The organism is Actinophytocola algeriensis (genome assembly GCF_014203735.1).
Taxonomy (GTDB): Bacteria; Actinomycetota; Actinomycetes; order Mycobacteriales; family Pseudonocardiaceae; genus Actinophytocola; species Actinophytocola algeriensis.
The window spans coordinates 898157-924856 of record NZ_JACHJQ010000001.1 but is presented as its reverse complement, the minus strand read 5'-3'; the positions used below and the strand labels follow the sequence as shown (position 1 = coordinate 924856).

The following is a 26700-nucleotide window of genomic DNA, read 5'->3' as shown; positions in this document are numbered from 1 at the left end:
AAGGACGCGGGCTGGCTACGCTCTCGACCATGGCTGACGAGCTGGTGCACTACACGGTCGACAAGGGCGTCGCCAGGATCACCCTGGACTCGCCGCACAACCGGAACGCCTTGTCCGCGCAGTTGCGGCGGGAGTTGCGGGATCACCTGGCCACCGCGGGTGGGGACGACACCGTCCGGGTGATCCTGCTCGATCACACCGGGCCGGTGTTCTGTGCCGGGATGGACCTCAAGGAAGCCGGGGACCCCGGCTCGAGCACGGCGGGTGTGAACGAGTTCCCCGAGATCCTCACCCAGATCTGGACCAGTGCGAAGCCCGTCGTGGCGAAGTTGGCCGGGCCTGCTCGTGCCGGGGGTGTGGGGATCGTCGCCGCGGCGGACATCGCGGTGGCGGTCAGCGATGCCACCTTCGCGTTCACCGAGGTCCGGCTGGGGCTGGTGCCCGCCGTCATCTCCGTGACCGTGCTGCCCCGGCTGCTGCCCCGGGCCGCGCACGAGCTGTTCCTCACCGGGGAGAAGTTCGACGCGGCCCGTGCCGTCGAGATCGGGCTGCTCAACTCGGCCGTCGCCGCCGACGCGCTCGACGCCGAGGTCGACCGGTACACCGGCATGCTGGCGCTCGGTGGGCCCACGGCGCTCGCCGCCACCAAGGAGATGCTGCGCCGGGCGCGTGCCGCGGAGCTCGCCGACGACTTCGCCGCGATGCTGCGACTGTCCGCCGGGTTCTTCGCGGGCGAGGAAGGCCAGGAGGGCATCCGGGCGTTCGCCGAGAAGCGGCCCGCCCGGTGGGTCCCTAACGGGTGACGTCCACCTGCACGAACGACTCGTAGTGGTCGCCGGTGTAGTAGACCTCGTCCGCTTCACCGGTGACCAGCCTGCGGGCGCCGCGGTCGTCGCTGCCGGGGGTCTCGACCGTGTACTCGTGGTAGTAGCCGCGGTCCTGGTCGGGTAGCAGGCCCTCGCGGTTGCCGAACACCTTGCCGTCGTCCCGGGGGTACGGGAACGGGCCGCCCTGCTCGATCAGCTGCCACGTGTCGGCGGCCTCGGCGGGCAGGTCGGACAGCGCGCGTTCCGGCATGCCGGAGGACGGCTGCCCGGAGTCCGCCGTCTCCGACGACGACCCGGGCGACGACCCGGACGATGACGACCCGGACGGCGGCGGCGCGTCGCCGGTCAGCTGGGACTGCGTGAACCAGCCCGCGAGCACGAGTACGACGAGCCCGACCAGGGCGAGCGTGATGCGTCTTGATGACCCCACGGGCCTCACCCTATGGAGTCACCGCGAGGCGGAGTCGACCAGATCCGCACTGCGCTCGCCGTCGGCGTCCTCGGCGTGCTCGGTGCCGATCGGCTCCTCGTCACCCGGCGCGGGCCCGAACCAGGTGGACGCGTGGTCGACGGCGCGGTCGATCGCCCAGGCCACGACCACGCAGAACGGCCCGAGCAGCACCATCACGAGAGCGAACTGGAGCGGGAACGCGAGGCCGGACACCCACAGCTCTACACCGTTCCACCACTCCGCCACCATGACTACGAGAGTAGACCTGTACCACTTCACTAGTCCGCCGGATGGCCGCACCGGTTACGTTGGTGGGCATGTTCGCCGTTTACGCAGCAGAGCCGAATCCGGAGAGCCCGCTCGACTCGTTGCGGGTCGGCGAGCGGCCCGACCCCGAGGTGCCCGACGGCTGGGTGACCGTCGACGTGCGCGCGGGCAGCCTGAACATGCACGACCTGTGGACGTTGCGGGGTGTGGGCATCAAGCCCGACCAGTTCCCGATGATCCTCGGCTGCGACGGCGCGGGTGTCCTCGAGGACGGGACGGAGGTCGTCATCCACAGTGTGATCGGCGACACCTCCTTCGGTGACGAGACGTTCGACCCGAAGCGCAGCCTTCTCACCGAGCGGTACCAGGGCACGTTCGCGGACAAGGTCGTGGTGCCCGCGCGCAACGTGCTGCCCAAGCCGGCGTCGCTGTCGTTCGGCGAGGCCGCGTGCATGGGCACGGCGTGGCTGACCGCGTACCGCATGCTCTTCACCCGGTCCGGTATCCGGCCAGGTCAGACCATGCTCGTGCAGGGCGCGTCCGGTGGCGTGTCGACCGCGCTGGTCACGCTGGGCAAGGCGGCTGGCATGCGGGTGTGGGTGACCGGGCGGACCGAGGAGAAGCGCGCGCTCGCCATGTCGCTGGGCGCCGACGCGGCCTTCGAGACCGGCGCCCGGCTGCCGGAGCGGGTCGACGCCGTGTTCGAGACCGTGGGCAAGGCCACCTGGGCGCACACCATGAAGTCGGTGAAGCCCGGCGGCGCGGTCGTCGTATCGGGCTCCACCAGCGGGCCGGACCCGAGTGCCGACCTTCAGCGGCTGTTCTTCATGCAGATCCGCGTGGTTGGCTCGACCATGGGTAACAAGGAAGAACTGGCCGACCTGCTGGCATTCTGCGACCTGAAGGGTCTACGTCCGGCGATCGGCGCCGAGTTGCCCATGACCGAGGCGAAGGACGGATTCGAGCAGATGCTGGCCGGAGAAACCGCAGGAAAGATCGTATTCACCCGATGAAGCGCACGTTCACCCTCGACAACGCCATCCAGGTCGCACGCCGCGCGCACGAGGGCCAGCTCGACAAGGCGGGCCGGCCCTACATCAGTCACCCGTTGCGGGTGATGGGCGCGCTGCGTGACGAGCACGAGCGGATGGCAGCGGTGCTGCACGACGTGGTCGAGGACACGTCGGTGACGCTGGAGGACCTGGCCGAACAGGGTTGCCCCCCACCCGTGCTGGACGCGCTCGCGGCGATCAGCAAGCGGCCGGGCGAGGACCAGGAGGCCTACCTCGCACGCGTGACGGCGAACCCGATCGCGCTGGCGGTGAAGCGGGCGGACATCGCGGACAACATGTCCCCGGACCGCCTGTCCCGCCTGGACGAGGCGACGCAGGAGCGGCTGCTCGCCAAGTACACGTCAGCGCTGCGGCAGCTGGGCGCTTAGCGACTTCGGCGCGATGGTGCGGTAGGCGTCCTCGACGACCTCGGCTGTTTCCTCCCAGTCGACCGGCACGTCGAGGTACACGCCCAGCCACCCGCGGTGCCCCACGTACGGCGGCCGGAAGTACCGCTCGCCGTCGACCAGCGCCTCCTGCACCCCGGGCGGCGCCGCACACCAGAACCCGACCCGGTCGTCGTGGTGCCTGTCGGCGAACATCACGAACATCCGCCTGCGCACGAACCAGGCCGGCTCGCCGTGGCTGACCTTCTCGCTCGCCTCCGGCAACGCCATGCACAAGGCCCGCATCCGCTCGATCTCGTCACCCATACCCACGACGGTAATCCGCCCGTCTTGGACGAAAGAGACCTACGGGGCGAGCGTGCCGAGCAGTTCGGTGGGCACGATGCGCACCGGGAACGGCCGCTCCACCGACAGGACGTCGGTGCCCTTCACCTCGGCGATCTGCTCGTAGCGACCGTCGGACAGCTCGAACACGGCGATGCTCGGCGCCTGCGGGTCGACCACCCAGTACGACGCCACGCCCATCCGCTCGTAGGCAGCCTTCTTGTTGTTCAGATCGTTGATCACACTGCTCGGCGACAGCACTTCCACGGCCAGCAGCGGCGCGACCGGAAGCAGCTTCTCCGTGAGGTCCTCGTCGCGGGCCACCAGCACATCCGGCTGCAGCTCGGTGGTCGTCGAGGTCCGGACGGCGAAGGGCGCCGGGAACACGTGCAGTCTGTCCGAACAGACAGCGTCCAGCGCCACCAACACCTTGGCCACGATCTTCTGATGGCGCATGCCAGGTGCCGGGCTCACGACCAGCATCCCGTCGATGAGCTCGTAGCGGTTCCCGTCATCGGGCATGGCCTCCAGGTCGTCCACGGTGAATGGGCGACCCTGTGGAATGCCGGCCGAGCGCGTGGCGGTCATGACACTCATGGTGCTCCCCCTTTCTTGTCGGCGCCAAGTACAACACAGGGCACCGACATGATCACGAAGGGTGACCGCCGAGGAGCTCGGTCAGCACGACGCGAACCGGGAACGGCTCCTCGGTCTCGTACGGTTCCTCCGCGCACACCTCGGCCGCCAGCTCGTAGGCATCGTCCACCAGCTCGTACACCAGCAGCGCCGGGCGGGCCGGGTCGAGCACCCAGTAGTGCGGCACGCCCATGCGCTCGTAGGCGGCCTTCTTGTTGTTGAGGTCGTTGATGGTGCTGCTCGCGTCGATGACCTCCACGACCAGCTCCGGTGCGTCGAGCACGACCTCGCCGTGGATGTCGGCGTCCCACGCGACCTGTACGTCCGGGCGCAGTTCGGTGTCCAGCGACGGGCGCACCACGTACGGCGGCCACAGCACGGCGAGCTCGTCGGGGCAGGTGTCGTCGAGCAGTTCGCCGAGGCGGACCAGCGCCCGCTGGTGGCGCCTGCCGGGTGGCGGGCTGACGAACAGCACCCCGTCGATCAGTTCGTAGACGTTGCCGTCGTCCGGCATGAACTCGAGATCGTCCACCGTGAACGGCCGCCCCATGCCGCTCATGGTGCACTGCTGCCGTGCACAACACCATCCTCAGCGCGGCAGGCGCACTGATCCGTGATGAGCAGGGCCGGATCCTGCTCCTGGAGCCGACGTACAAGGACCACTGGGAGATCCCCGGCGGCATCATCGAGGTCGGCGAGACGCCGTCACAGGGGTGTGCGCGGGAGCTCACCGAGGAGCTGGGCCTGGTCCGTGAGCCCGGTGCGCTGCTCGTCGTCGACTGGGCGCCGCACCCGGCGCAGGGCGACCGGGTGCTGTTCGTGTTCGACGGCGGGATCCTCACCGTCGACGAGATCGCGGCCATCCGGCTCCAGCCCGAGGAGCTGAAGTCCGCCGCGTTCCTGCCGCCCGACGAGGCCTTCGGCCGGCTGATCCCGCGGCTGGAACGCCGCATGCGCGCGGCCGTGCGGGCGCAGGAGGAGCGGCGGACCGTGTACCTGGAGCACGGAGTCGCGCACGGTGGGTAGTCCTACTCATTTCGGGTGGCAGCCGAATCCGGAACGGCGCGGGCTCCGTCCGAGGTGCCATGCGGGAGCTGATCCACCGGGCGTCACGTGGTGACGAGGAAGCCTGGCACGAACTGGTCCACCGGCACGCGAGCGTCGTCTGGTCGGTGACGAGGGCGCACCGGCTGCGGGGTGCCGACGCCGCCGACGCGTCGCAGAACACGTGGGCGGCCCTGGCCGAACACCTGCCGAGGCTGCGCGACCCCGACCGGGTCGCTGGCTGGCTCGCGACCACGGCCCGTCGCGAGTGCCTCCGCATCCTGCTGCAGGGCAGGCGCGAGGTCCCGCTCGAGCAGATCGAGATCGGGACCTACGAGGAACCCGCGGTGCTCCGCACGGCGCGCGACAAGCTGCTGTGGCAGGCGTTCGCGACGCTCCCCGCGCGGTGCAGGCAGCTGCTGGGGCTGTTGGCCCACGCGCCGGAACTGACCTACGTGCAGCTCAGCCGCGCGCTGGGGATCAAGGTCAACAGCCTCGGTCAGACCCGCGGCCGCTGCCTGGACGTGTTGCGCAGGCGGCTGATCCTTCTCGGTGGAGGTCCGGAATGAAGTACAGCCGTGGTGATCTGGACCTGCTGGGCGCACTGGCGGCGTTGCTGCGCCGCGTGGACCCGGTGCCGCCGGACGTCATCGCCGACGCGATGGCCGCCGGGCTGCGGCTGACCAGCAGGGAGCCACGCCTGGCCTCGTGGACGCTGGACGTGGCGTGGCTCGTGCCGGAATAGCCGCGGCTACTTCTTCTTCGTCTTGTCCGAGGACTCGTCCGTGGAGAGGGCGGCTACGAAGGCTTCCTGGGGGACCTCGACGCGGCCCACCATCTTCATGCGCTTCTTGCCTTCCTTCTGCTTCTCCAGCAGCTTGCGCTTACGGGTGATGTCACCGCCGTAGCACTTCGCGAGCACGTCCTTGCGCATCGCGCGGACGGTTTCGCGGGCGATGACGCGCGCGCCGATGGCCGCCTGGATCGGGACCTCGAACTGCTGCCGCGGGATGAGTTCGCGCAGCTTCGACGCCATGCGGGTGCCGTACGCGTACGCCGCCTCGCGGTGGCAGATCGCCGAGAATGCGTCCACCGGTTCGCCCTGCAGCAGGATGTCGACCTTCACCAGGTCCGCCGCCTGCTCGCCGGCCGGCTCGTAGTCCAGCGACGCGTAGCCGCGGGTGCGGGACTTCAGCGTGTCGAAGAAGTCGAAGATGATCTCGCCGAGCGGCATCGTGTAGCGCAGCTCGACGCGGTCGCTCGACAGGTAGTCCATGCCACCGAGCTGGCCGCGCCGCGACTGGCACAGCTCCATGATCGCGCCGATGTAGTCGCTCGGGGCGATGATCGACGTCTTCACCACCGGTTCGTAGACCTCGGCGATCTTGCCTTCCGGCCAGTCCGACGGGTTGGTGACCTGCAGATCGCCGCCGTCGTCCAGGACCACCCGGTAGACCACGTTCGGCGCGGTGGAGATGAGGTCCAGGCCTGCCTCGCGTTCCAGCCGCTCCCGCACGATCTCCAGGTGCAGCAGGCCGAGGAAGCCGCAGCGGAAGCCGAAGCCGAGCGCGGCCGAGGTCTCCGGCTCGTAGGACAACGCGGCGTCGTTGAGGCGCAGCTTGTCCAGCGCCTCACGCAGGTCGGCGTAGTCGGAACCGTCCACCGGGTACAGGCCCGAGTAGACCATCGGCCTCGGTTCGCGGTAGCCGGCGAGTGCCTCCGTGGCGCCGCGCCGCTCGGACGTCACCGTGTCGCCGACCTTCGACTGGCGCACGTCCTTCACGCCGGTGATCAGGTAGCCGACCTCACCGACACCGAGGCCCGTCGACGGCTTCGGTTCCGGCGAGATGATGCCGACCTCGAGCAGCTCGTGCGTCGCGCCCGTCGACATCATCTTGATCCGCTGGCGGGGCGTGATCTTGCCGTCCACGACCCGGATGTAGGTCACCACGCCGCGGTAGGTGTCGTAGACCGAGTCGAAGATCATCGCACGGGCCGGGGCGTCGTCGACACCCTCCGGGGCGGGCACCAGCCGGACGATCTCGTTCAGCAGCTCGCGGACACCCAGGCCGGTCTTCGCCGAGACGCGCATCACGTCCGTCGGCTCGCAGCCCACGATGTGCGCGATCTCCTCGGCGTACTTGTCCGGGTCCGCGGCAGGCAGGTCGATCTTGTTGAGGACCGGGATGATCGTGAGGTCGTTCTCCATCGCGAGGTACAGGTTCGCGAGCGTCTGCGCCTCGATCCCCTGGGCGGCGTCGACCAGCAGGACGGCGCCCTCGCACGCCTCGAGCGCACGCGACACCTCGTAGGTGAAGTCGACGTGGCCCGGCGTGTCGATCATGTGCAGGACGTGGTTCTGCCCGGCGACCTGCCACGGCAGCCGCACGTTCTGTGCCTTGATCGTGATGCCGCGTTCACGCTCGATGTCCATGCGGTCCAGGTACTGGGCCCGCATCTGCCGCTCCTCGACGACGCCGGTGATTTGCAGCATGCGGTCGGCAAGGGTCGACTTGCCGTGGTCGATGTGCGCGATGATGCAGAAGTTCCTGATCAGCTCAGGTTTGGTGAACGTCGTGTCGGCGAAAGTGGTCACTCAGGTTCCTCGCGGTGTCTACGGGTACGTCACATCGTCCCACGTGCCCGGGGACCGCCTGCGCGCTCGTTCGGCGAACCTCGTCGAGCTGTAGTGCCATGGTAGCTGTGAACTCATTTCGCTCACTCCTGGACAAGGTGGACGAGCGGCTGGGCGACGGCCTCGAGCACGCCCTGTGCGCTCACCACGAACGCCGGTTGAGACACCTCGGCTGGGGCGAGGTCCTCGAGCCGACCGGCACCGAGGACCGCTTCGGGGGCCGCGCGCCGATCCGCGACGGCAACCGGGTCGACGTGCTGGTCGACGGTGAGGAGGCGCTGCCTGCCATCGAGAGGGCCATCAGGAACGCCAGGTCGCACGTCCACATCGCCAACTGGCACGCGAGCCCGGACTTCCGGCTGACCCGCGAACCGGACGCACCCACACTGCGCGACCTGCTGGCCGCGACCGCGCAGCGCGGCGTCGACGTGCGGCTGCTGCTGTGGGCGGGCCCGCCCCTGCCCGCCTTCCAGCCGACCCGGGGGCTGGTGCGGGCCGAACAGAAGAAGTTCACGGCGAACACCGACGTCAAGTGCGTGCTCGACTCGCGTGAACGCACCATGCACTGCCACCACGAGAAGCTGGTGATCGTCGACGACGAGGTCGCGTTCGTCGGCGGCATCGACTTCACCGCGCTGGAGGGGGACCGGCACGACAGCGTGCAGCACCCGCCGAGCCGCCCGATCTGCTGGCACGACCTGATGACCAGGCTCGAAGGCCCGATCGTCGCCGATGTGGCGCGGCACTTCCGGCAGCGCTGGGAGGAGGTCACGGACGAGGACCTGCCGGAGCCGAAGATCCCCGCGAAGGCGGGCGGCACGAAGGTGCAGTTCCTCCGCACGGTCCCCGACAAGACCTACGACTTCGCCCCGAAGGGCGAGTTCACGATCCTCGACGCCTACCTGCGCGCGCTGCGGTCGGCACGGCACCTCGTCTACCTGGAGAACCAGTTCCTGTGGTCACCGGAGATCGCCGAGGTGCTGATGGACAAGCTATGCGCCCCGCCGACCGACGACTTCCGCGTGGTCCTGCTGCTGCCGCGCAAGCCGAGCAACGGCGCGGACACCACCCGCGGCCAGCTCGGCAGGCTCATCGACGCCGACGAGGACAGCCCCGGCCGCCAGCTGGTGGCGACCACGCTGTCCACGCATGACGGCGACACGTGGGCGCCGGTGTACGTGCACGCGAAGGTCGGCATCGTGGACGACGCGTGGATGACGATCGGGTCCGCGAACCTCAACGAGCACTCGCTGTTCAACGACACCGAGGTCAACATCGCGACCGACGACCACGAACTGATCCGCACGACCCGGCTGCGGCTGTGGTCCGAGCACCTGCAACTGCCGGTCGAGGAGGTGTCCGGCACGCCGGCCGACGTCGTCGACCGGCTGTGGCGGCCGATCGCCGAGGAGCAGGCGGAGCTGGAGAGCCGGGGACTGCCCCGCACGCACCGGCTCGTGTTCCTGCCCGGCCAGTCCAAACGGGCGGGACGCCTGCAGGGCCCGCTGCGGGGCCTGCTCGTGGACGGCTGAGCACGCCTGATCAGCGCACCGGCAGCACCAGCGGACTGCCGGTACGCGGGTGTGCCATGACCTCGACCTCGCGGTGGTAGACCTCGGTCAGCAGGTCACCGGTCAGCACCTCGCCCGGCGGCCCGCACACCCGCAGCCGCCCGCCGGCCACGATCGCGACCCGGTCCGCGTACGCCGCCGCGAGGTTCAGATCGTGCAGCACGGCCAGCACGCCGCACCCGGCGGCGGCGCGGGCGGCGGCCACGGACAGCACGAGGTCCTGGTGCCGCAGGTCGAGGGCCGCGGTCGGCTCGTCGAGCAGCAGGACGGGCGTGCGCTGGGCCAGCACGCGCGCGAGTGCCACCCTGGCCCGCTCGCCGCCGGACAGCGTGCTGAACGTGCGGCCGGCGAACTCGGTCACCTCGGTCACGGCCATGGCCTCGGCGACCACCCGCTCGTCCTCGTCGGCGGACGCGATCCCCGCCCACGGCGCCCGGCCCATGGCGACGACCTGCGCGACGGTGAACGGGAACGCGACCGCGGTGTGCTGGGGCAGCACCGACCGCCGCACGGCGAGCTCCCTCGGCCGCCACCGCTCCACCGGCCGCCCGTCCACGGTGACGGTCCCGGACACCGGTGACAGGTCCCCGGCGAGCACGCCCACCATCGTCGACTTGCCCGCCCCGTTGGGCCCGACGACGGCGACGACCTCCCCGGCCGACAAGGTGAGCGACACGTCGTCCAGCACGGTCCGCCCGCCTCGGGCGACCGACACCGCCGACAGGGCGGCGAGCATCACGCCCACCCGCCCTGCTTGCTCCGCGTGCGCCGCAGGAGCCAGAAGAAGAACGGCCCGCCGACGAGCGAGGTCAGCATGCCCAGCGGCAGCTCCGCGTTCTCGACCGCGGTCCGCGCCAGCAGGTCCGCGCTCACCATCACCAGCGCGCCACCCACCGCGCTGGCCGTCACGAGCAGCTTGTGCGCGGGCCCGGCGATCATCCGGATCACGTGCGGCACCACCAGCCCGACGAACCCGACGATCCCCGCGAACGCCGTCCCCGCCCCGACGAGCAGCGCCACCGCGACGACCACCACCAGCCGCAGCCGTTCCACGTGCACGCCGAGGTGCCGCGCGGGCCCCTCCCCGAGCGCGAGCAGGTCGAGCCGTCCCGCCACCAGAGCCGCCATCACCAGGCCCGCCACCGCGAGCGGTGTCACCGCGGCGACCGCCGATCCGGTCGCCCCGTTGAGACTGCCGAGCTGCCAGAACACGATCTGCTCACGCGCCTGCGGGTCCGCGACGTAGGTGAGGAACGCGATCACCCCGAACGCGAACGCGTTGAGTGGGTGCTGCCCGCGGCGTCCAGGGCGATCCTCGACCCGGCCGGCACGAACCCGGACTACGTGGAGCTGAAGCCGGACGGCACGTTCAGCGGCACGCTCGACGTGGCCGACCAGGAGTGCACGCCGGAAACCTGTGGCGTGATCACGTATGCCGCGGGCGGCGCGGTGAACGCGGCACACGAGCTGTTCACGGACCTGACCTTCGCCACGGACCCGACCGGCCCTACCGACCCCACGACGCCGCCGGTGGACCCGGGCACCGGGGTGACCGACGCGCGGCTGGAGTGGGGCCTGAAGGAGTCGTTCCGCGACTACATCCGCGGTCCGATCGCCCACGGCTCGTGGACGCTCGACGACGTGACCGGCGACGGCCCGTTCGCGTGGGAGAACCTGACCTCGGGCACGGAGGAGCTCGTCACGTTCGCGGGCGGCGTCCACTTCACCGGCCACGACGGTCTGCTGGACCTGACGATCTCGCAGCCCCAGGTGCGGTTCGCGAACGGTGCCGCGGAACTGCTCCTCGACGTGCGCAGCAAGGGGCTGGAGAACCCGGAGGAGTACGTCGAGCTGGACGACGCGGTGTTCGCCACGCTGACGCCGGGCACCCCGACCGTCGGGAACGGACTCAACACGTACACGGCGATGCCCGCGGTGCTGACCGAGCAGGGCGCGTCGGGCTTCGCGGGCTTCTACCCGGCGGGTACCGAACTGGACCCGGTTGACCGTCACGATCGCACTCGACGGCGCGACCCTCCCGCCACCGGCGGCGGGCGGTGGCGGCGGCGGGTCCGTGCACACGCCGACGACCCCGGTCGCGCAGAACCTGGCTGACACGGGGGTGAACGTGAGCATGCTGGTCGCCATCAGCCTGACGATGGTGCTCACGGGTGCCACGCTCGTGATGCCGCGCAGGCGGGTCAGGGCCTGAGCACTCTCGCGGCGGCCCGCGCTCAGCGGGTCGCCGCGAAGTGGGCCACGGCGCCCGACAGCTCCAGCCGGTCCACGCGCAGGCCGCCGTCGGTGAACCAGCGTTCGACCTCGTCGACCGTGCGCCCGGGGCCGAACAGGCCGAACCGGTGGAACGCACCGATCGCGAGGTCCTGCCGCCGCCCCGCCCCGCGCACGATCGTGTCCCCCACGAGGCGGCCGCCGACCTTGAGACAGCGGGTGATCTCCCGCACGGCCGCCGCGGGATCGGGCAGGCAGTGCAGGCCGTTGAAGCACACGCACAGGTCGAAACCGTTGTCCTGGAAGGGAAGCCGCGTGACGTCGGCGGTCATCACCGTCACCTCGCGGCGCAGTCTGGTGGCCTGCGCGCGGGTCCGCGCCAGCATCACCGGCGAGATGTCGGCCGCCACGTAACGAAGGTCCTGCCCCGGCCGCGTCCCACGCAACGCGAGCCCACCGCCGCACGGCACGTCCAGCACCGCGGCACCGGGCGGCAGCGCCCCGATGGTGCGGATCGTCTCGTACATCAGGCGGGTGTCGGTGCCCCACAGCAGCGCACCCGCGGGCCGCGCGAGCCACTCCCGCTCGACCCCGAAGTCGTACACCCGCGCCGGCAACCGGCTCCCCGCCCAGCCAGACATGGCTCGACGGTAGTCCGCGACGCGGAGATCCGGGCGCTGGACCCGGCCTGGTCATCGCCCGGCCGGGCCCAGCCACCGACCCCCCGGTCCTACTCGAACAGGCCGACGAGCTGGTCGTACGCGAGGTAGGCGAACAACGCCACGCACGCGACCAGGAACGTGTTCGAGATCCAGCCCGACCGGCCGTCCGCGCCCACCCGCCGCGAGTTCAGCAGCACCAGCAGCGTCCCGGCGAGGAACGGCATGAAGAACGCGCCGAGCGCGCCGTACGCGACGGTCAGCTGGAACGGCTGGTCGAGGAACAGCAGGACCATCGGCGGGAACGTCAGCCACAGGATGTACCCGCGGTAGGCACGGCTGCCTTCCAGCTGCCGGTGCTCCACCTTCTCGCCCGCCTCGTCCGACGGTGCGCGCAGCGTGCGCCACCAGTCGGCGAACAGCAGGCTCACGCCGTTCCACACGCCGATCACCGACGTGAACGCCACCGCGAAGAACCCGACCAGGAACGGGATCCTGGCCCACTCGCCGTAGTCGGCGGCCAGGGTGTCGCCGAGGGTCAGGAGACCCTTGTCGCCGGTGACGACCTCGTGGCCGGCCAGCAACTCCGAGCCGACGATGAGCATCGCGATCACGAACACGCCGGTCGTGAGGTAGCCGACCGCGTTGTCGGTGCGCATCATCGGCAGCCAGGACGGGCCGCGCCAGCCCTTCGCGATCGTCCAGTAACCGTAGGCGGCCATGGTGATCGTGCCGCCGACGCCGCCGATCAGGCCGAGGACGTACACCAGCGAGCCGTCCGGCAGCCTCGGCACGAGGCCCCACGCGACGTCACCGAGGTTCGGTGCCACGAGGAACGCGGTGCCGACCACGGTCACGAACATGATCCCGATGAAGGCCGTCATGACCTTCTCGAGGATCGCGTACCGGCCGTACCAGACGAGCGCGAAACCGGCGAGCCCGCAGAGCATCGCCCAGTACCGCACGGACAGGAACGGGAACAGCGCGTTCAGCGGCAGCCCGGACGCGGACATCGCGGTGGCGCCGTACACGAAGCCCCAGATCACCGCGTACACGCCGAAGTACCACAGCGCCCACTTACCGAGCGTGCGCCAGCCGGACAGGATCGTCTGCCCGGACGTGAGGTGCCAGCGGCCGACGGCCTCACCGAGCGCCAGCTTGAACGCGGTGCCGATGATCACCGCCCACAGGAGCGTGTAGCCGTACTTGGAACCGGCGACCATCGTCGCCACCAGGTCCCCCGCGCCGACGCCGGTGGCGGCGGCCATGATGCCGGGGCCGATCTGCTTGAGCCGGGCACGCCAGTCCGCTGGCGCGGCCACCACGTTGTGGTCCACTTCACTCGACATGCCGGGACCGTAACCTCGGGTGGCACCCCGGTCCGTCAGACTTAACGGTCGCTTAGGAAAGAGGTCGCACGTGAAGGTCCTGGTCGTCGAGGACGACGACGGCGTCGCGGACGCGGTCGTCGGCGCGCTGGGCGCGCACGGGCACCTGACCGAGCGGCTCACCCGCGGCGAGGACGCGCTGACCCGCCACCACGACGCCGACCTGGTGCTGCTGGACCTCGGACTGCCCGATGTGGACGGTCTGGAGGTGCTGCGGAAGCTGCGCCGCGTGGCGACCACCCCGGTGATCGTGCTGACCGCCCGCGGCGACGAACGTTCCGTGGTCCGCGGCCTGCACCTGGGCGCCGACGACTACCTGGTCAAGCCGGTGCGGCTCGCGGAGCTGCTGGCCCGCATCCACGCGGTGACCCGCCGGGCGGCACCTGCCGGGGAGTCCAGGGTCGTCCGGGTGCGGGACCTGGAAATCGACCTCGACGCGCGGCGCGTCAGCACGGACGGCGGCGAGATCGAGCTGACGGCCAAGGAGTTCGACATCCTCGCGGTGCTGGCGCGCAACCAGGGGGTGGCGGTGAGCAGGCAGCGGCTGCTGGACGAGGTGTGGGGCGACGCGTACCTGGCGGTGTCCCGGTCGCTGGACGTGCACCTGACCGGCCTGCGTGCCAAGCTCGGCCGCCCGGGTCTGGTGGCGACGATCCGCGGCTTCGGGTTCCGGTTGGAGGAGTAGCTCCTTGCGGCGCAGGCTGTTGGCGGTGTTGCTGGCGTTCGCGGTGGTCGCGGTCGCCGGGTTCGCGGTGCCGCTGCTGCTGTCGACCGCGGCCAACCGCACCCAGCAGTTCGTGTCGTCCCGCACCACCGACGCGGCCCGGTTCGCCGTGCTGGCACAGGAGAACCGCACCCACCTCGTCACCGAGGTCCGCGCGCACACCACCCTGTACGGCGATGACGTGGTGGTCGTGGACGCCCGCCGCCGCGTCGTGGTCGAGGCCGGGATGCGGGCGACCGACCCGGACGTGGCGGCCGCCATCGACGCCGCGCTGCGCAACCAGCCGAGGCAGGCACTCGCCGAGCTGCGGCCGTGGTCGGGCGGCACCGTGCTGTTCACGCAGGCCGTCGGCACCGGCACGAGTGTGTCGGGTGCGGTGGTGCTGCGGTCGTCGGTGGCGGCCGCGGTGGCGGACATCCGGTTCCGCTGGGCGGTGGTGCTACTCGCGGCACTCGTCGCGGCGGCCGCGTGTGTGCTGCTGGTGCTGCGGATCGCGCGCTGGCTGCTGCGGCCCGTGGCGCAGCTGGCGGACGGCGTGCACGCGGTGGCCGCCGGACGCGAACGCACCCACGTCGACGTCAGCACCGGCCCGCCCGAGCTGCGCGGCCTGGCGGAGCAGTTCAACCAGATGTCCGACGCGCTCGCCGAATCCGCTGGCAGGCAACGGCAACTCGTCGCCGACGCGTCCCACCAGCTCCGCAACCCGTTGGCGGCACTGCGGTTGCGCATCGACACGCTCGCGGCGACCGACCCCGCCTACGACCCCGTGGTCAGCGAACTGGACCGCCTCGAGGCCCTGCTGGCCGGCATGCTGACGCTCGCGTCGGCGGACAGCACGGCGACCGACCTGGCCGCGTCGGCCGCGGCCGCGCGCTGCGACGCGGCGACCGTGCTCGCCGACCGGGTCGAGGCGTGGGGGCGGGCGGCGGACGCGGCGGGTGTGCACCTGGCCGGCGAGATCCCGGTGACGCTCCCGGTGCGCTGCGCCGAACCGGAGCTCGCACAGGTGCTGGATGTCGTGCTGGACAACGCGATCAAGTACGCGGGCGCGGACGCGACGATCCGTTGGACCAGCCACACCACCCCGGCGGAAACCACACTGACCATCGACGACGACGGCCCCGGCGTGCCCGAAGAACACCTGGCACGCCTGACGGAACGCTTCTGGCGCGCGACCACCGCGACCCCCGGCTCCGGCCTCGGCCTCGCGATCGCGGAACGCCTGACCACCGCCCACGGCGGCCGGTTCACCGTCGGCAACGGCGACCGCGGCGGCCTGGCCGTGACCATCACCCTGCGGACGGCACGATGACCAACGCGGCGACAACCCACACAGCGACAACCCGCACAATGACGACCCCTGCAATGACGCCCCCCGCAATGACAACTCACGCAATGACCACCCCCGCAACGCCCTGTGGACAACCCACCCCGACGCCACCGAAACTGTCGGCCCCCTCCGGTAGCGTTGAACCCGGGGGCCGGAGGCCAACCCGCCGCGCGTTCCTCACGCTGAGCGCCGCCCTCATCGCCACCGCCTGCACCGGCAGTCCACAGGAGACACTCCGCATCGCGGCGGGCGAACCCGGCGGTTTCTACAAGGAGTTCGCCGAGCTGCTGGCAGGCGAGATGCCCGCGACAGTCCTCAGCACCACCGGCTCCGTCGACAACCTCGGCCTCGTCCGCGACGGCGGCGCCGACCTCGCCCTCACCCTCGCCGACGCCGCGGCCGCCGCCTACGCGGGCCGCACCCCCTTCACCATCCCCCTGCCACTGCGCGCGATCGGCCGCGTCTACGAGAACTACATGCAGCTCGTCGTCCCCGCCGACAGCCCGGCGCGGTCCGTCACCGACCTCGCCGGGCAGCGGATCTCTTTGGGCGCCAAAGGTTCCGGCGCCGCCCTGTTCGGCGACCGGATGATCACCGAGAGCGGGATCACCGCCACCGTCGACCACCACCCGCTCGCCGAGGCCGTCGCGGAACTGGCCATGGGCAGCGTCGACGCGCTCCTGTGGTCCGGCGGTGTACCCACCCCCGCGCTCACGGAGCTGCACCGCATCCGCCCGATCCGCCTGCTCGACCTCACCGACCAGCTCGCCGCCCTGCAGGCCACGCACGGACCGGTGTACGAACAGGTCGCGGTCCCCGACGGCGGCTACGGCCACCCGGTCGACACCATCGGCGTGCCGAACCTGCTGGTCACCCGCCGCGACCTGCCTGAGGACGTCGCAGGCGCGGTCGCCCGCGTGCTGGTCACCCGCGCGTCGCGGCTGGTGCCGCCGCAAGCGCTTGGCACCCAGTACCTGGACCAGCGCTCGCTCATCGCGACCGCGCCGCTGCCGATGCACCCGGGCGCCGCGACCGCCTACCGCGACCTGCGCGGCTGACGCGGGGTACTACTTCCAGCCCACGTCCGTGAGGTCGATGAGCACGGTCGCCGTGTGCTTGTCACCCGACTTCGGCGCCACGACGAGCACCTCCTCGTCCTTCGCCACCGACCCGATCCTGTCCTCGTCCGCCCTGACCTTCGTGTCGTCGTTCACCGAGTACGCGGTCGTGAACCCGTCCGTGCTCTTCACGGTCACCTCGGTCGCGCTGACCGCGGTCACCGCACCCTTCTGCACCAGCACGGTCTGCGTGCCGCCGCCTTCCTTCGACAGCACGACCTCGCCGTGCAGGATGCCGTCGACATCGGCACCGAGGACATCGCCGAAGCCACCGGAACCACCGCCGAAGCCGCCGCGCCACGGACCACCCCACGGACCGCGCCAGTGCTCGTCGTCGTCCGGTGCCGGTGCGGAGGTCGGCTGTGCCGCCGCGGTCGTCTCGCCGCTCGACGCGGCCGCGATGCCGATCGCGCCGATGCTCACCGCCCCGACGACCGCGATCGCCGCTCCCGCCCGCAACAGATACCGCCGGTTCTCGCTCTCAGTCATGCCTCCATGGTCGGTGGCACGGCTCGGAAAAGCGTCGGTCCCACGGGCCGATCCGCACTACGCGCAGAGCGGTAGAACCCACCGGCCGTCTACTCCGCCGGGAGTACTCAGCTGACCGCGATCGCCGCCACTCCCGCGAGCACGATCACCGCCCCGGTGAGCCGCCGCAGCGGGTTCGGCTCACCGAGCAACAACCAGGCCCCGAGACTTCCGACCACGATGGACAGCTCACGCGCCGGTGCCACCAGGCTGACGGGTGCGAGCCGCATGGCGAACAGCACCAGGACGTAGGCGAGCGGGGAGAGCACGGCGACAGCGAGCACGGCGGCCTTGTGGTCCCGCCAGATCCGCCCGACGGCCTCCCGGCGGGCGAGGGCGTAGGGCGCGAGCAGCACCGACTCCACGAGCGCCGAACCACACATGAGGATCACCGGTGGCACCGCGAGCGCGGTGACGGCGTGGGCGTCCCAGAGCGTGTAGGAGGCGATCAGCGCGCCGGTGGCGAGCCCATAACCCATCCCGGCCCCGGTCCCGAGCCCACCGATGACGAAGACTCCGGCCACCACCCCGACGGCACCGACGAGCGCGACGGCACCGGGCCGCTCCCCGAGGAACCACACCGCCGCCACCACGGTCAGCAGCGGACCGGTGCCGCGGGCGAGCGGGTACACGACGGACAGATCCCCGACCCGGTAACCCCGCTGCAACAGGACGAAGTAACCGAGGTGGATGACCCCACTGACACCGAAGGCGAGCCACCAGGACGCGGCCATACCGTCCCGCGCCACCATCACGATGGCGAGCGGCAACTGGAAGACCACACCCCACACGGCAGCGAGCCAGACGAAGAGCGCACCCCCGTCGGGCACCCGCTTGGCGAAGATGTTCCACCCGGCATGCGCGAAAGCAGCGCTGAGCACAAGCAGAACCGCGACCGGGTGCACCTCACCACCCTGTCAGACCCTCTTCGACACCTGTCCGAGCAACTCCGGCCCACGGTCCGCGAGCCGCCGGGCCGCGAGCGCGCCCCACCACCAGAACGTCAGCACGCCCAGCCCGATCCCGACCGGTACCCCGAGCCACGACACCACGGGCATCCCGGCGACCTCCCCCACGAGGACGACCGCCACCACCGGCAACGACACCACCGCCAGCAACAGGCCGATCCCCAGCTGCAGCAACGTCCGCAACAGCCCGGAACTCCCACCGGACGCGAACGGGCTCGCCCGCTGATCCGGCATCGGATACCCCGCGTAGACCGACAGCAGCACGACCAGCCCCGCGCCCCCACCCAGCAACGCGGGCGCCAACCCCAGCACCCACGGGTACGTCCCGGGATCCGACACCGCGGGCAGCACCACCGCGAGCGCCAGCGCCACCGGCCCGATCACCAGCAGCCACGCGATCTGCCGCCCGCGCACGTCCGCCCGCGACACCCCCGGCGCGACCACCGTGTGCCACAGCGCGCTGCCGTCCATCCCGTACAGGTTCCCGGCCATCAGACACCCGAACGCCACCAGCGCGAGCCCGCCGAACGGCGCCGGACCGCCATCCCCGGACAGCAGCGGTCCCACCGAGATCACCACGCCGACGAGGACGGTCGACAGCATGGCCACCCGCCGCCGGGCGTCCCGCGCCCACGTCCGCAGCTCCTTGCCGACCACCGCGCCCACCGGCGTCGCGGGCAGCACGCCGCCGAACCTCCGCTGCCGCACCGCGCTCGCCGTGGCCGCGACCCGCGTCGTCCGCCGCACCAGCAGCACGCCCCACACCGCGAGCAGCGCCGCGTTCACCACGAGCAGCCCCGCCACGCACGCGAGCGCCACCGGCCACGACGACGTCACCGCGACCGTGCCCCACCCGGACGGCGACCACCGCAGCACCGCCGACAGCACCGGCGACTCGCCCTCGACGAGCCCCGGCCCGAGCGATCGCACCAGCGCCTGCACTCCGAACCCGGACATGCCGACCGCCGCGGTCAGCAGGATCCCCAGGTCACGGCCGCGACGGGACCGCAGCACCGCGCCAAGCGCCGCCATCATCACGCGCGACAGCAGGATCACGAACACCAGCTGCAGCGGTGCCGCGACCACCGCGACCAGCACCCGCGCCCCGGACGCGTGCACCAGCAACCCGCAGAACGCCACCGCGGTCACCATCGCGGGCACCCCCACGAACGCGGCGCCCAGCAGTCCCGCCGCCAGCTGCCGGGGGGTCAGCGGCAGCAAGGCGAAGTGCTCCGGCCGCAACGTCTCGTCGCCGCCACCGGACAGCACCGGCGCGAACAGCCAGCCGACCGTCCACACGAGATAGACGGCGGCGAGCACGTCCGCTGCCACGCGGGCGTCGTCGAACGGTGCCGCGGCCACCAGGAGCGTCACGGTCGCCGCGACCAGCCCGGCCACGAACCCGAGCACCGTCAGCACGGCCTGCTTGCCGTGCAGCGAGTGCCGCAGCACCCGCCACCGCATCCGGATCAGGACGCCAACCACGACAGTCCTTCCCCGCCGCCGGTCCGCCCGCCCACGATGTGCACGAACGCCTCCTCGAGGCTCGTCGCGCCACGCACCAGGTCGACCGGCCCTGCCGCGACGACGCGGCCTCGCGTGATCACCGCGACGTGGCTGCACAGCTGCTCGACCAGCGCCATCACGTGGCTGGACAACACGACCGCGCCGCCGGAGGCCACGAACCGCTGCAGGATCGTGCGGATCGTGGACGCCGACACCGGATCGACGGCCTCGAACGGCTCGTCGAGCACCAGCAGCCGCGGCGCGTGCAGCAGTGCCACGGCGAGGCCGATCTTCTTGCGCATGCCGGCGGAGTAGTCGATGACGAGCCGGTGCTGCGCATCGGCCAGCTCCAGCACCGCGAGCAGTTCGTCGGCCCGCTCGGCGACCGTGCCGGCGGGCAGCCCGCGCAGCAGGCCCATGTAGGTGAGCAGTTCGCGGCCGGTGAGGCGTTCCGGCATCGACATGCCGTCGGGCAGCACGCCGATCAACGTCTTGGCGCGCAACGGGTCCGCCCACACGTCGATGTCGAAGACCGTCGCCGTGCCCGCGTCGGGACGCAGCAGCCCGACGGCCATCGACAGGGACGTCGTCTTGCCCGCGCCGTTGGGTCCGACCAGGCCGAAGAACGAGCCTGCGGGTACGGCGAGGTCGATGTGGTCGACCGCGATGGTCGTGCCGAACGTCTTGTACAGCCGGGTCAGGCGCAGTGCCTCGCTCATGGACTTGACACTACGTTAAAGTGATATCACTTTGCTAGATGAAACCTCTGAGGGGAACGTCATGAACGCGACCGAACTCGCCGTCGACACACCGAAGATGCCGGCGCCGCACGTACGTGAGCGCGTGGCCTTCGGCAGCTCGGGGCTGCCGGTGCTCGGCCTCGTGGTGCTGGCCTACCTCGGCGGCATCGTCCTGCTGCTCGTCGGTCTCCTGAGACTGGGCGGCGACGATCCCCGCACGTCGGGCGTCGTGCTGATGGTGCTGGCGGGCGTGCTGCTGGCAGGCGGCTTGATCCTCAACGTCGGCCTGATCATGGTGGCGCCCGGCGAGGCCCGCGTGCTGCAGTTCCTCGGCCGCTACGTCGGCACGGTGCGGATGGACGGGCTGCGGTTCGTCAACCCGTTCACCTACCGGCGGCGCATCTCGACCAGGATCCGCAACCACGAGACCGCGGTGACCAAGGTCAACGACGCCGACGGCAACCCGATCGAGATCGCCGCCGTGGTGGTCTGGCGGATCACCGACACGGCCCGCGCGGTGTTCGAGGTCGACGACTACGACGAGTTCGTGAACATCCAGACCGAAACCGCGGTCCGGCACATCGCGACGAGCTACCCGTACGACGCGCACGGTGTCGAGCAGCTGTCGCTGCGGGAGAACGCCTCGGAGATCACCGAGAAGCTGTCGGCGGAGATCGCGGCGCGGGTGGAGGCCGCCGGCGTCGAGGTGATCGAGTCGCGCATCACGCACCTGGCGTACGCGTCGGAGATCGCGGGCGCGATGCTGCGCCGCCAGCAGGCGGGCGCGGTGGTCGCGGCACGGCAGCGCATCGTCGAGGGCGCGGTCGGCATGGTGCAGCTCGCGCTGCGGGAGCTCGCCGAGCAGGAGGTGGTCGACCTGGATGAGGAGCGCAAGGCGACGATGGTCAGCAACCTGCTCGTGGTGCTGTGCTCGGACCGCGAGACCCAGCCCGTGGTCAACACCGGCTCGCTGTACCACTGATTCCGTGCCGGAGCGCAAGAAAGTCCTCCTCCGTCTGGATCCGGTGGTCCACGACGCGGTGGCGCGCTGGGCAGGTGACGAGCTGCGCAGCACCAACGCGCAGATCGAGTTCCTGCTCCGCCGGGCGCTGTCGCAGGCGGGACGGCTGCCGGACAACGTGGGGAAGCTCCCCCGGCGGGGGCGGCCTCCCAAGGAAGATCCCTCGGGGGAAAATGGTGGAGATCCCGGAGGCGCGGAGGGCGCCGACCAGGGCACTGTGGAGATGTGAACGTCACCGACGCCCGCGAACTGGCCCAGGCCGTGAAGGCGGTGTTCGAGTCCGCACAGCACGCTCTCCACGGTGCTGACGACTCGCCGCTGATCAACCGGATCACCGACCACCTCGGTTGCCCGCTGACCGAGATCCCGAACGTCGCGCTGCACCTGCCGGCGTTCGAGCACGTGAACCTGCAGCGCGGGGTCGACGCCTACCTGGCGGCCCGCAGCCCGGACGCGGTGTGGTTCGGGATCGCGGGCAACAGACACTTCAACACGGTGATCGACATGCTGGCCGAGGCGGCGACCAACCGCTCCTACCAGCTGGGCGCGGTCGACTACACGACGGTCGCGACCGGCCCGGACGCCTCGACGGAGGCGGTCCAGCTGGGCCTGGTCTGCACAGCGGCACCGGACGGCACACCGCTGGTCCTGGCGGTCCAGGGCGCGCAGGAGGATCGCGGCGAAGACCGCTGCCACCTGCAACTCCTGGCCGCGGACCGCGCCACTGCGGCCACGGTTCGCGAGGAAATCGAGCGGCTGATGCGGGAGCACGACGTGTTCCGCGGCCAGGTCCTGTCGTTCGGCAGGAACGAGCACCGGCACAACCAGCTGCTGACGTTCCTGCCGAGACCGGCACTGCGGGCAGAGGACGTGGTGCTCCCCGACGGCGTGCTCACCTCGATAGAGCGCCACGTGGTCCGCAGCGAGGAGCAGACCGAGGCCCTGAAGACCCACGGCCAGCACCTGAAACGCGGTCTGCTCCTCTACGGCCCACCGGGCACTGGCAAGACCCACACCGTGCGGTACCTGCTGAGCAGGACCCCGGAGTGCACGGTCTTCGTGCTGAGCGGCGTCGCGATGATCCGCTTCCTGCGCTCCACCACAGCCCTGGCCAGGCGACTGGCGCCGTCAGTCGTGGTGGTCGAGGACGTGGACCTGATCGCCCAGGACCGCTCCAGGTCCATGGACGGCAACCCGGTCCTGTTCGAGCTGCTGAACGAGATGGACGGCATCGGTTCCGAGGCGGACGTGACCTTCGTCCTGACCACGAACCGCGTCGACACGATGGAAGAAGCGCTGACGGAGCGGCCAGGCCGGATAGACCTGGCGGTCGAGGTCCCGAAACCGGACGCCGAGTGCCGGGAACGCCTGCTCCGCCTCTACGCCAGGAAGACAACCCTGGACCTGCCCAAGGCGGACGACGTGGTCGAGGCGACGCAGGGCGTGACGGCGAGCTTCATCAAGGAACTCGTGCGACGGGCAGTCCTCCAGCAGGTGGAGGAGGGCGCCGCCCAGATGACCGAGGCCACGCTGGACAAGGCCCTGGCAGAGCTGATGGACCAGCGGCAGGCCCTGACCAGGAGCATCCTGGGAGGCCGCTGAGGGCCCCTGGTAGTCTCACCGGGTCGTGCCCGTGTGGCATTCCGCCCAGGAGGAAACCCACCGTTCCGGAGGGGCCACCCGAAATGCGGCCACGACCACCGTGATCGACATCGAGGAGTAGTCCCCCATGGCCAACATCAAGTCGCAGATCAAGCGGATCAAGACGAACGAGAAGGCGCGCCTGCGCAACAAGTCCGTCAAGTCCTCGGTGAAGACCGCGATCCGCAAGTTCCGCGAAGCAGCCGACGCCGGCGACAAGGCGAAGGCCACGGAGCTGCTGCAGGACGCCAGCCGCAAGCTCGACAAGGCGGCCAGCAAGGGCGTGATCCACGCCAACCAGGCGGCGAACAAGAAGTCCGCCATGGCGAACCGCGCGAACCAGCTCTGACCCAGAGCATCCGGAGGGCGCGTCGGCACCAGCCGACGCGCCCTCTGTCGTTTCCAGGACAGCATCAGCGCAGCTCACGAGCCCAGTCCGAGCTCGGCAGCGCCGGCGTCAGCCGCCCGCTCCCGGGTGCGGTCAAGCCCGGCGCCGTGCCTCCGCCAGCTTCAGCACCGCTCGCTCCAGCGCATAGCCCGCGTCCACCGCGACGCCCTTCACGTCCGCGTTGACGTCCGCCACCACCTGCATCGCCATCACCAGGCCCGCCGGGTGCCAGCCGCGCGACTGGGCCAGCGCCTTCCGGACCTTCCACGCGGGCATGCCCAGCTCGCTCGACAGCCGGAACGGGTCGGCGCGGCCCGCGCCCGACACCTTCGCCACCGTGCGCACCGCGTCCGCCAGCGCGTCGGCCACGAGCACGTGCGGCACCCCGAGCTGCATCGCCCAGCGCAGCATCTCCAGCGCCCCGGTCACGTCGCCGGTGACGGCCTTCTCCGCCACCGCGAAGCCCGTCACGTCCGCGCGCCCTCGGTGGTAGCGGCGGATCGCCTCGACCGTCACCTGGCCGTTGGTGTCCGCGACCAGCTGCGCGGATGCCGCGGCGAGCTCCCGCAGATCGGAACCGACGGACTCGATCAGCTCGCGGACCGCCTCCATGTCCGTCTTGCCGCCTGCCTGGCGGATCTCGTTGCGGACGAACGACTCGCGGTCACCCGGTTTGGTGATCTTCGGGCAGTCGACGACCTGCGCGCCGGCCGACTTCATCGCGGTGACCAGATCCTTGCCCGGCTTGCGGCCACCGCCGTTGTGCAGCACGACCAGCTGGACGCTGTCCGCGGGCTCCTTCACGTAGGCGGTGATCGACGCGGCGATGTCCTTGCCCGCCTCCTGGGCGCCCTCCAGCACGATCACGCGGCGCTCGGCGAACAGCGACGGGCTGACGAGCTCCGCGAGCTCCGGGCCGGTCAGATCGGTCACCTTCACACGGGTCGTCTCGGCCGTCGGGTCAGCGAGCCGCGACGACTCAACCGCGGCCTGGACAGCCCGTTCGACCAGCAGTTCCTCGTCGCCCAGCACCAGCTGCAGTGCGGGCGGTGTCACGGCGGGCGCCTTCACCCCGCCATCCTCGCATCACCCGTCGAGGCCGGATCGACAGGCACGCCCGCCGCTGTGGAGAACCGCTGAAGCGGGTCTCGAATGATGGACCTCACATTGGCCGGGTGACGGGGGTGTGCCGTAACGTGTCCGGCAGACAACTGAATACCGCTCATCCAGAGGGGCAGAGGGATCGGCCCGACGAAGCCCCGGCAACCGGCGTCAGCCACGTCATTCGCGACCGCGATAACGGCGACGATCACGGTGCCAATTCCGACCCGCACGCGGGACAGATGAGGAGATACCTCGCGATGACGATCACCGCCGACCCCGGCCACACCACGCTCAACCTCGGGCCCGCACGCGCCCTGACCTGCCGGGAGTGCGGCAACCAGATCCCGCTCGCCCCGGAATTCGCGTGTGCCGAGTGTTTCGGCCCGCTCGAGGTCTCCTACGAGTTCGGTGACATCACCCGAGCGGAGATCGAGGCGGGACCCAAGTCGATCTGGCGCTACCGCAAGCTGCTGCCCGTACCGTCCGATGTGGACGCATACCCCAACACCGACCCCGGCCTCACCCGGCTCGTGAAGGCCGACCGCCTGGCGGCCGCTCTCGGCGTGAAGTCCTTGTGGGTCAAGGACGACACCGGCAACCCGACGCACTCCTTCAAGGACCGCGTCGTCGGCGTCGCACTCGCCGCCGCACGCCAGCTCGGGTTCCGGGTGCTCGCGTGCCCGTCCACCGGCAACCTCGCGAACGCGGTCGCGGCCGCCGCCGCCCGCGCGGGCTGGGAGTCGGTGGTACTCATCCCGTCGTCCCTCGAGCGGGCGAAGGTCCTGACCACGGCCGTGTACGACGGCGCACTGATCGCCGTCGACGGCAACTACGACGACGTCAACCGCCTCGCCACCGAACTGGCCGCGGAGCACGAGGACTGGGCGTTCGTGAACGTCAACGTCCGGCCGTACTACGCGGAGGGCTCGAAGACCCTCGGCTACGAGGTCGCCGAGCAGCTGGGCTGGCGCCTGCCCGACCAGATCGTCGTGCCGGTCGCGTCCGGTTCCCAGCTCACCAAGGTGGACAAGGGGTTCCGCGAGCTGACCGACCTCGGCCTCGTCGACGGCAAGCCCTACCGCGTGTTCGGCGCGCAGGCCACGGGCTGCTCCCCGGTCGCGGCCGCCTACAAGGCGGGCCACGACGTCGTGACGCCGGTGAAGCCCGACACCATCGCCCGCTCTCTCGCGATCGGCGCGCCCGCCGACGGCCCGTACGTGCTCGACGTCGTCCGCCGCACCGGCGGCGCGGTCGAGAACGTCTCCGACGAGGAGGTCGTCGAAGGCATTCGCCTGCTGGCCAGGACCGAAGGCATCTTCGCCGAGACCGCGGGTGGCGTCACCGTGGCCACGGCCAAGAAGCTCATCGAGACCGGCCAGCTCGACCCGGAGGCCGAGACGGTCCTCCTCATCACCGGCGACGGCCTCAAGACCCTGGACGCCGTGGAGGACAAGGTGGGCCCGCGCGCAACGGTGCCCCCGTCCGCGGATGCCGTCCGCCGAGCACTGGCCGACTGAGTCCCACCCTCGCCGTGCTCTGTCCGGACAACGGTCAGAGCACGGCGAGAAGGTTCCGCAGAAACCCAGGCGCCCCAACGCCGAGCACCAAACCCAGCGCCACACCCACCGTGGCGTCCACGACGTCCGCGCCCGGCTGGTACGTGGCGTGCAATGTCGCCCCACGATCCGATGTGGACAACCGCGACACCTGCTGCCCGTTGCGCTCCAACCGAGCCCGCCACCGACCTTCGTGACGCAGCAGGTACTCCCGGCCCGCCGCGCTGGCACGGACGTTGAACGTCGCCCGGCGCAGCGCACGCCGCCCGCAGTCCAGCGGCGCGGGTTGCCCGTCGATGGTCAACGTGACCGCGTGCCGGTCGGTGGGCACGATGCGCGGCGGCCGGATCAGCAACACGACATGTCGCTTCAACACGTCGGGCACCTGCAACGGCGCGCTGAGCCTCACCGTCGCCTGCCACGGCCCGGTCACCGTCACGACTCGTGGATCCCACTCACCGGTCACGATGAACGTGCCGAACCCGGAGTCCTGGATCCGCACCACCACCGGCTCAGTCGGCACATCTCCACCGACAACGGCTTTCCGCAGCTTGTCGAACACCAGGCAAAGCTAGCCGATCCG

32 protein-coding genes and 1 riboswitch are annotated in these 26700 nt (G+C 70.8%); of the genes, 16 read left to right on the top strand and 16 right to left on the bottom strand.

Annotated elements, in window-relative coordinates; all coding sequences use genetic code 11:
* Positions 1 to 29 precede the first annotated feature (29 nt).
* Complete coding sequence (locus tag FHR82_RS04390; RefSeq protein WP_184808894.1) at positions 30 to 803, top strand: enoyl-CoA hydratase-related protein; 774 nt, start codon at positions 30 to 32, stop codon at positions 801 to 803.
* Here the strand turns inward: FHR82_RS04390 and FHR82_RS04385 are convergent.
* Positions 793 to 1257, bottom strand: coding sequence for a guanyl-specific ribonuclease (locus FHR82_RS04385; protein ID WP_184808893.1), 465 nt, complete (start codon positions 1255 to 1257; stop codon positions 793 to 795). The two genes, FHR82_RS04390 and FHR82_RS04385, sit on opposite strands and share 11 nt — an antisense overlap.
* A gap of 18 nt (positions 1258 to 1275) precedes the next feature.
* The gene (locus FHR82_RS04380) at positions 1276 to 1527 is read right to left on the bottom strand and encodes a hypothetical protein (protein WP_184808892.1); all 252 of its coding nucleotides are present in this window, start codon (positions 1525 to 1527) and stop codon (positions 1276 to 1278) included.
* 68 nt (positions 1528 to 1595) lie between these two features.
* On the opposite strand from FHR82_RS04380, the gene FHR82_RS04375 reads away from it, so the two are divergent.
* Entirely contained in the window at positions 1596 to 2558 is a 963-nt protein-coding gene (locus FHR82_RS04375; RefSeq protein WP_184808891.1) for a zinc-binding dehydrogenase, read from the top strand.
* Positions 2555 to 2986 carry an HD domain-containing protein gene (locus FHR82_RS04370; RefSeq protein WP_184808890.1) on the top strand — a complete coding sequence of 144 codons (432 nt, stop codon included), beginning with the start codon at positions 2555 to 2557 and terminating at the stop codon, positions 2984 to 2986. The genes FHR82_RS04375 and FHR82_RS04370 overlap by 4 nt, the downstream gene beginning before the upstream one ends.
* Here the strand turns inward: FHR82_RS04370 and FHR82_RS04365 are convergent.
* From FHR82_RS04365 to FHR82_RS04355, 3 genes are all read right to left on the bottom strand, one after another.
* Positions 2960 to 3310: an MmcQ/YjbR family DNA-binding protein gene (locus tag FHR82_RS04365; RefSeq protein WP_184808889.1), complete on the bottom strand. Its 351-nt coding sequence runs from the start codon at positions 3308 to 3310 to the stop codon at positions 2960 to 2962. The genes FHR82_RS04370 and FHR82_RS04365 overlap by 27 nt on opposite strands.
* Positions 3311 to 3349: 39 nt before the next feature.
* Complete coding sequence (locus FHR82_RS04360) at positions 3350 to 3916, bottom strand: Uma2 family endonuclease (protein WP_446471752.1); 567 nt, start codon at positions 3914 to 3916, stop codon at positions 3350 to 3352.
* Positions 3917 to 3977: 61 nt separating this feature from the next.
* On the bottom strand, positions 3978 to 4514 hold the full coding sequence (locus tag FHR82_RS04355) for a Uma2 family endonuclease (RefSeq protein ID WP_225943952.1): 537 nt from the start codon (positions 4512 to 4514) through the stop codon (positions 3978 to 3980).
* A 23-nt stretch (positions 4515 to 4537) separates the two neighbouring features.
* On the opposite strand from FHR82_RS04355, the gene FHR82_RS04350 reads away from it, so the two are divergent.
* Genes FHR82_RS04350 through FHR82_RS04340 form a run of 3 tightly spaced genes read left to right on the top strand, consistent with a single transcriptional unit; the run spans position 4538 to position 5753 of the window.
* The gene (locus tag FHR82_RS04350; RefSeq protein ID WP_184808886.1) at positions 4538 to 4990 is read left to right on the top strand and encodes an NUDIX domain-containing protein; all 453 of its coding nucleotides are present in this window, start codon (positions 4538 to 4540) and stop codon (positions 4988 to 4990) included.
* A 59-nt stretch (positions 4991 to 5049) separates the two neighbouring features.
* Complete coding sequence (locus FHR82_RS04345) at positions 5050 to 5577, top strand: RNA polymerase sigma factor (protein ID WP_184808885.1); 528 nt, start codon at positions 5050 to 5052, stop codon at positions 5575 to 5577.
* Positions 5574 to 5753, top strand: a complete 180-nt coding sequence (locus FHR82_RS04340) for a hypothetical protein (RefSeq protein ID WP_184808884.1) — start codon at positions 5574 to 5576, stop codon at positions 5751 to 5753. Before FHR82_RS04345 ends, FHR82_RS04340 begins: the two co-directional genes overlap by 4 nt.
* Before the next feature lie 6 nt (positions 5754 to 5759).
* Here the strand turns inward: FHR82_RS04340 and lepA are convergent, their stop codons facing one another.
* A complete protein-coding gene (lepA, locus tag FHR82_RS04335) occupies positions 5760 to 7604 on the bottom strand; it encodes a translation elongation factor 4 (RefSeq protein ID WP_184808883.1) in 1845 nt (614 codons plus the stop codon).
* 107 nt (positions 7605 to 7711) lie between these two features.
* Between lepA and FHR82_RS04330 the strand changes: the two genes are divergently transcribed.
* Complete coding sequence (locus FHR82_RS04330; RefSeq protein ID WP_184808882.1) at positions 7712 to 9175, top strand: phospholipase D-like domain-containing protein; 1464 nt, start codon at positions 7712 to 7714, stop codon at positions 9173 to 9175.
* Between the two features lie 10 nt (positions 9176 to 9185).
* Here FHR82_RS04330 and FHR82_RS04325 read toward each other — a convergent pair whose 3' ends face one another.
* Positions 9186 to 9950: a heme ABC transporter ATP-binding protein gene (locus FHR82_RS04325; RefSeq protein WP_184809299.1), complete on the bottom strand. Its 765-nt coding sequence runs from the start codon at positions 9948 to 9950 to the stop codon at positions 9186 to 9188.
* Positions 9950 to 10612: a FecCD family ABC transporter permease gene (locus FHR82_RS04320; RefSeq protein ID WP_221463452.1), complete on the bottom strand. Its 663-nt coding sequence runs from the start codon at positions 10610 to 10612 to the stop codon at positions 9950 to 9952. The genes FHR82_RS04325 and FHR82_RS04320 overlap by 1 nt, the downstream gene beginning before the upstream one ends.
* Here FHR82_RS04320 and FHR82_RS04315 point away from each other — a divergent pair.
* A complete protein-coding gene (locus FHR82_RS04315) occupies positions 10502 to 11329 on the top strand; it encodes an HtaA domain-containing protein (protein WP_311770865.1) in 828 nt (275 codons plus the stop codon). The genes FHR82_RS04320 and FHR82_RS04315 overlap by 111 nt on opposite strands.
* Before the next feature lie 119 nt (positions 11330 to 11448).
* Here FHR82_RS04315 and FHR82_RS04310 read toward each other — a convergent pair whose 3' ends face one another.
* Together FHR82_RS04310 and FHR82_RS04305 are read right to left on the bottom strand one after the other, a co-directional pair.
* Positions 11449 to 12087 carry a class I SAM-dependent methyltransferase gene (locus tag FHR82_RS04310; RefSeq protein ID WP_184808879.1) on the bottom strand — a complete coding sequence of 213 codons (639 nt, stop codon included), beginning with the start codon at positions 12085 to 12087 and terminating at the stop codon, positions 11449 to 11451.
* Positions 12088 to 12176: 89 nt separating this feature from the next.
* On the bottom strand, positions 12177 to 13454 hold the full coding sequence (locus FHR82_RS04305; protein WP_184808878.1) for an Nramp family divalent metal transporter: 1278 nt from the start codon (positions 13452 to 13454) through the stop codon (positions 12177 to 12179).
* Between the two features lie 70 nt (positions 13455 to 13524).
* Between FHR82_RS04305 and FHR82_RS04300 the strand changes: the two genes are divergently transcribed.
* The 3 genes from FHR82_RS04300 (at position 13525) to FHR82_RS04290 (ending at position 16605) form a co-directional block, all read left to right on the top strand.
* Positions 13525 to 14178 (top strand): response regulator transcription factor, encoded by a 654-nt coding sequence (locus FHR82_RS04300; protein WP_184808877.1) that lies wholly within the window; start codon positions 13525 to 13527, stop codon positions 14176 to 14178.
* 4 nt (positions 14179 to 14182) lie between these two features.
* Positions 14183 to 15529, top strand: coding sequence for a sensor histidine kinase (locus FHR82_RS04295; protein WP_184808876.1), 1347 nt, complete (start codon positions 14183 to 14185; stop codon positions 15527 to 15529).
* Between the two features lie 83 nt (positions 15530 to 15612).
* The gene (locus FHR82_RS04290) at positions 15613 to 16605 is read left to right on the top strand and encodes a TAXI family TRAP transporter solute-binding subunit (protein WP_184808875.1); all 993 of its coding nucleotides are present in this window, start codon (positions 15613 to 15615) and stop codon (positions 16603 to 16605) included.
* Between the two features lie 9 nt (positions 16606 to 16614).
* Here the strand turns inward: FHR82_RS04290 and FHR82_RS04285 are convergent, their stop codons facing one another.
* The 4 genes from FHR82_RS04285 to FHR82_RS04270 all read right to left on the bottom strand — a co-directional run bounded on the left by FHR82_RS04285 (position 16615) and on the right by FHR82_RS04270 (position 20386).
* On the bottom strand, positions 16615 to 17154 hold the full coding sequence (locus tag FHR82_RS04285; protein WP_184808874.1) for a hypothetical protein: 540 nt from the start codon (positions 17152 to 17154) through the stop codon (positions 16615 to 16617).
* A gap of 107 nt (positions 17155 to 17261) precedes the next feature.
* Entirely contained in the window at positions 17262 to 18098 is an 837-nt protein-coding gene (locus FHR82_RS04280; RefSeq protein WP_184808873.1) for an EamA family transporter, read from the bottom strand.
* Positions 18099 to 18110: 12 nt separating this feature from the next.
* Positions 18111 to 19646, bottom strand: a complete 1536-nt coding sequence (locus FHR82_RS04275; RefSeq protein WP_184808872.1) for a hypothetical protein — start codon at positions 19644 to 19646, stop codon at positions 18111 to 18113.
* The gene (locus tag FHR82_RS04270) at positions 19631 to 20386 is read right to left on the bottom strand and encodes an ABC transporter ATP-binding protein (protein ID WP_184808871.1); all 756 of its coding nucleotides are present in this window, start codon (positions 20384 to 20386) and stop codon (positions 19631 to 19633) included. Before FHR82_RS04270 ends, FHR82_RS04275 begins: the two co-directional genes overlap by 16 nt.
* 61 nt (positions 20387 to 20447) lie before the next feature.
* On the opposite strand from FHR82_RS04270, the gene FHR82_RS04265 reads away from it, so the two are divergent.
* The 4 genes from FHR82_RS04265 to rpsT all read left to right on the top strand — a co-directional run bounded on the left by FHR82_RS04265 (position 20448) and on the right by rpsT (position 23418).
* Positions 20448 to 21389, top strand: coding sequence for an SPFH domain-containing protein (locus FHR82_RS04265; protein WP_184808870.1), 942 nt, complete (start codon positions 20448 to 20450; stop codon positions 21387 to 21389).
* Between the two features lie 4 nt (positions 21390 to 21393).
* Entirely contained in the window at positions 21394 to 21657 is a 264-nt protein-coding gene (locus FHR82_RS04260) for a type II toxin-antitoxin system antitoxin (RefSeq protein ID WP_184808869.1), read from the top strand.
* Positions 21654 to 23030, top strand: coding sequence for an AAA family ATPase (locus FHR82_RS04255; protein ID WP_184808868.1), 1377 nt, complete (start codon positions 21654 to 21656; stop codon positions 23028 to 23030). The genes FHR82_RS04260 and FHR82_RS04255 overlap by 4 nt, the downstream gene beginning before the upstream one ends.
* 127 nt (positions 23031 to 23157) lie before the next feature.
* Positions 23158 to 23418, top strand: coding sequence for a 30S ribosomal protein S20 (gene rpsT, locus FHR82_RS04250; protein WP_184808867.1), 261 nt, complete (start codon positions 23158 to 23160; stop codon positions 23416 to 23418).
* Between the two features lie 132 nt (positions 23419 to 23550).
* On the opposite strand, the gene holA is transcribed toward rpsT, so the two are convergent.
* A complete protein-coding gene (holA, locus tag FHR82_RS04245) occupies positions 23551 to 24528 on the bottom strand; it encodes a DNA polymerase III subunit delta (protein WP_184808866.1) in 978 nt (325 codons plus the stop codon).
* Positions 24529 to 24676: 148 nt separating this feature from the next.
* Positions 24677 to 24807, top strand: a riboswitch (SAM riboswitch).
* An 11-nt stretch (positions 24808 to 24818) separates the two neighbouring features.
* Here holA and thrC point away from each other — a divergent pair.
* Positions 24819 to 26078, top strand: coding sequence for a threonine synthase (gene thrC / locus FHR82_RS04240; RefSeq protein WP_184808865.1), 1260 nt, complete (start codon positions 24819 to 24821; stop codon positions 26076 to 26078).
* A gap of 34 nt (positions 26079 to 26112) precedes the next feature.
* On the opposite strand, the gene FHR82_RS04235 is transcribed toward thrC, so the two are convergent.
* On the bottom strand, positions 26113 to 26679 hold the full coding sequence (locus tag FHR82_RS04235) for a hypothetical protein (RefSeq protein WP_184808864.1): 567 nt from the start codon (positions 26677 to 26679) through the stop codon (positions 26113 to 26115).
* Positions 26680 to 26700 lie beyond the last annotated feature (21 nt).

Bases quoted from the DNA above. Each gene is read 5' to 3' on its own strand.
- FHR82_RS04325 (WP_184809299.1), bottom strand. From the start codon at position 9,950: ATGCTCGCCGCCCTGTCGGCGGTGTCGGTCGCCCGAGGCGGGCGGACC.
- FHR82_RS04270 (WP_184808871.1), bottom strand. From the start codon at position 20,386: ATGAGCGAGGCACTGCGCCTGACCCGGCTGTACAAGACGTTCGGCACG.
- FHR82_RS04285 (WP_184808874.1), bottom strand. From the start codon at position 17,154: ATGACTGAGAGCGAGAACCGGCGGTATCTGTTGCGGGCGGGAGCGGCG.
- FHR82_RS04360 (WP_446471752.1), bottom strand. From the start codon at position 3,916: ATGACCGCCACGCGCTCGGCCGGCATTCCACAGGGTCGCCCATTCACC.
- FHR82_RS04290 (WP_184808875.1), top strand. From the start codon at position 15,613: ATGACCACCCCCGCAACGCCCTGTGGACAACCCACCCCGACGCCACCG.
- FHR82_RS04310 (WP_184808879.1), bottom strand. From the start codon at position 12,087: ATGTCTGGCTGGGCGGGGAGCCGGTTGCCGGCGCGGGTGTACGACTTC.
- rpsT (WP_184808867.1), top strand. From the start codon at position 23,158: ATGGCCAACATCAAGTCGCAGATCAAGCGGATCAAGACGAACGAGAAG.
- FHR82_RS04340 (WP_184808884.1), top strand. From the start codon at position 5,574: ATGAAGTACAGCCGTGGTGATCTGGACCTGCTGGGCGCACTGGCGGCG.
- FHR82_RS04380 (WP_184808892.1), bottom strand. From the start codon at position 1,527: ATGGTGGCGGAGTGGTGGAACGGTGTAGAGCTGTGGGTGTCCGGCCTC.
- FHR82_RS04355 (WP_225943952.1), bottom strand. From the start codon at position 4,514: ATGGGGCGGCCGTTCACGGTGGACGATCTCGAGTTCATGCCGGACGAC.
- FHR82_RS04365 (WP_184808889.1), bottom strand. From the start codon at position 3,310: ATGGGTGACGAGATCGAGCGGATGCGGGCCTTGTGCATGGCGTTGCCG.
- FHR82_RS04345 (WP_184808885.1), top strand. From the start codon at position 5,050: ATGCGGGAGCTGATCCACCGGGCGTCACGTGGTGACGAGGAAGCCTGG.
- FHR82_RS04375 (WP_184808891.1), top strand. From the start codon at position 1,596: ATGTTCGCCGTTTACGCAGCAGAGCCGAATCCGGAGAGCCCGCTCGAC.
- thrC (WP_184808865.1), top strand. From the start codon at position 24,819: ATGACGATCACCGCCGACCCCGGCCACACCACGCTCAACCTCGGGCCC.
- FHR82_RS04265 (WP_184808870.1), top strand. From the start codon at position 20,448: ATGAACGCGACCGAACTCGCCGTCGACACACCGAAGATGCCGGCGCCG.
- FHR82_RS04390 (WP_184808894.1), top strand. From the start codon at position 30: ATGGCTGACGAGCTGGTGCACTACACGGTCGACAAGGGCGTCGCCAGG.
- FHR82_RS04305 (WP_184808878.1), bottom strand. From the start codon at position 13,454: ATGTCGAGTGAAGTGGACCACAACGTGGTGGCCGCGCCAGCGGACTGG.
- FHR82_RS04370 (WP_184808890.1), top strand. From the start codon at position 2,555: ATGAAGCGCACGTTCACCCTCGACAACGCCATCCAGGTCGCACGCCGC.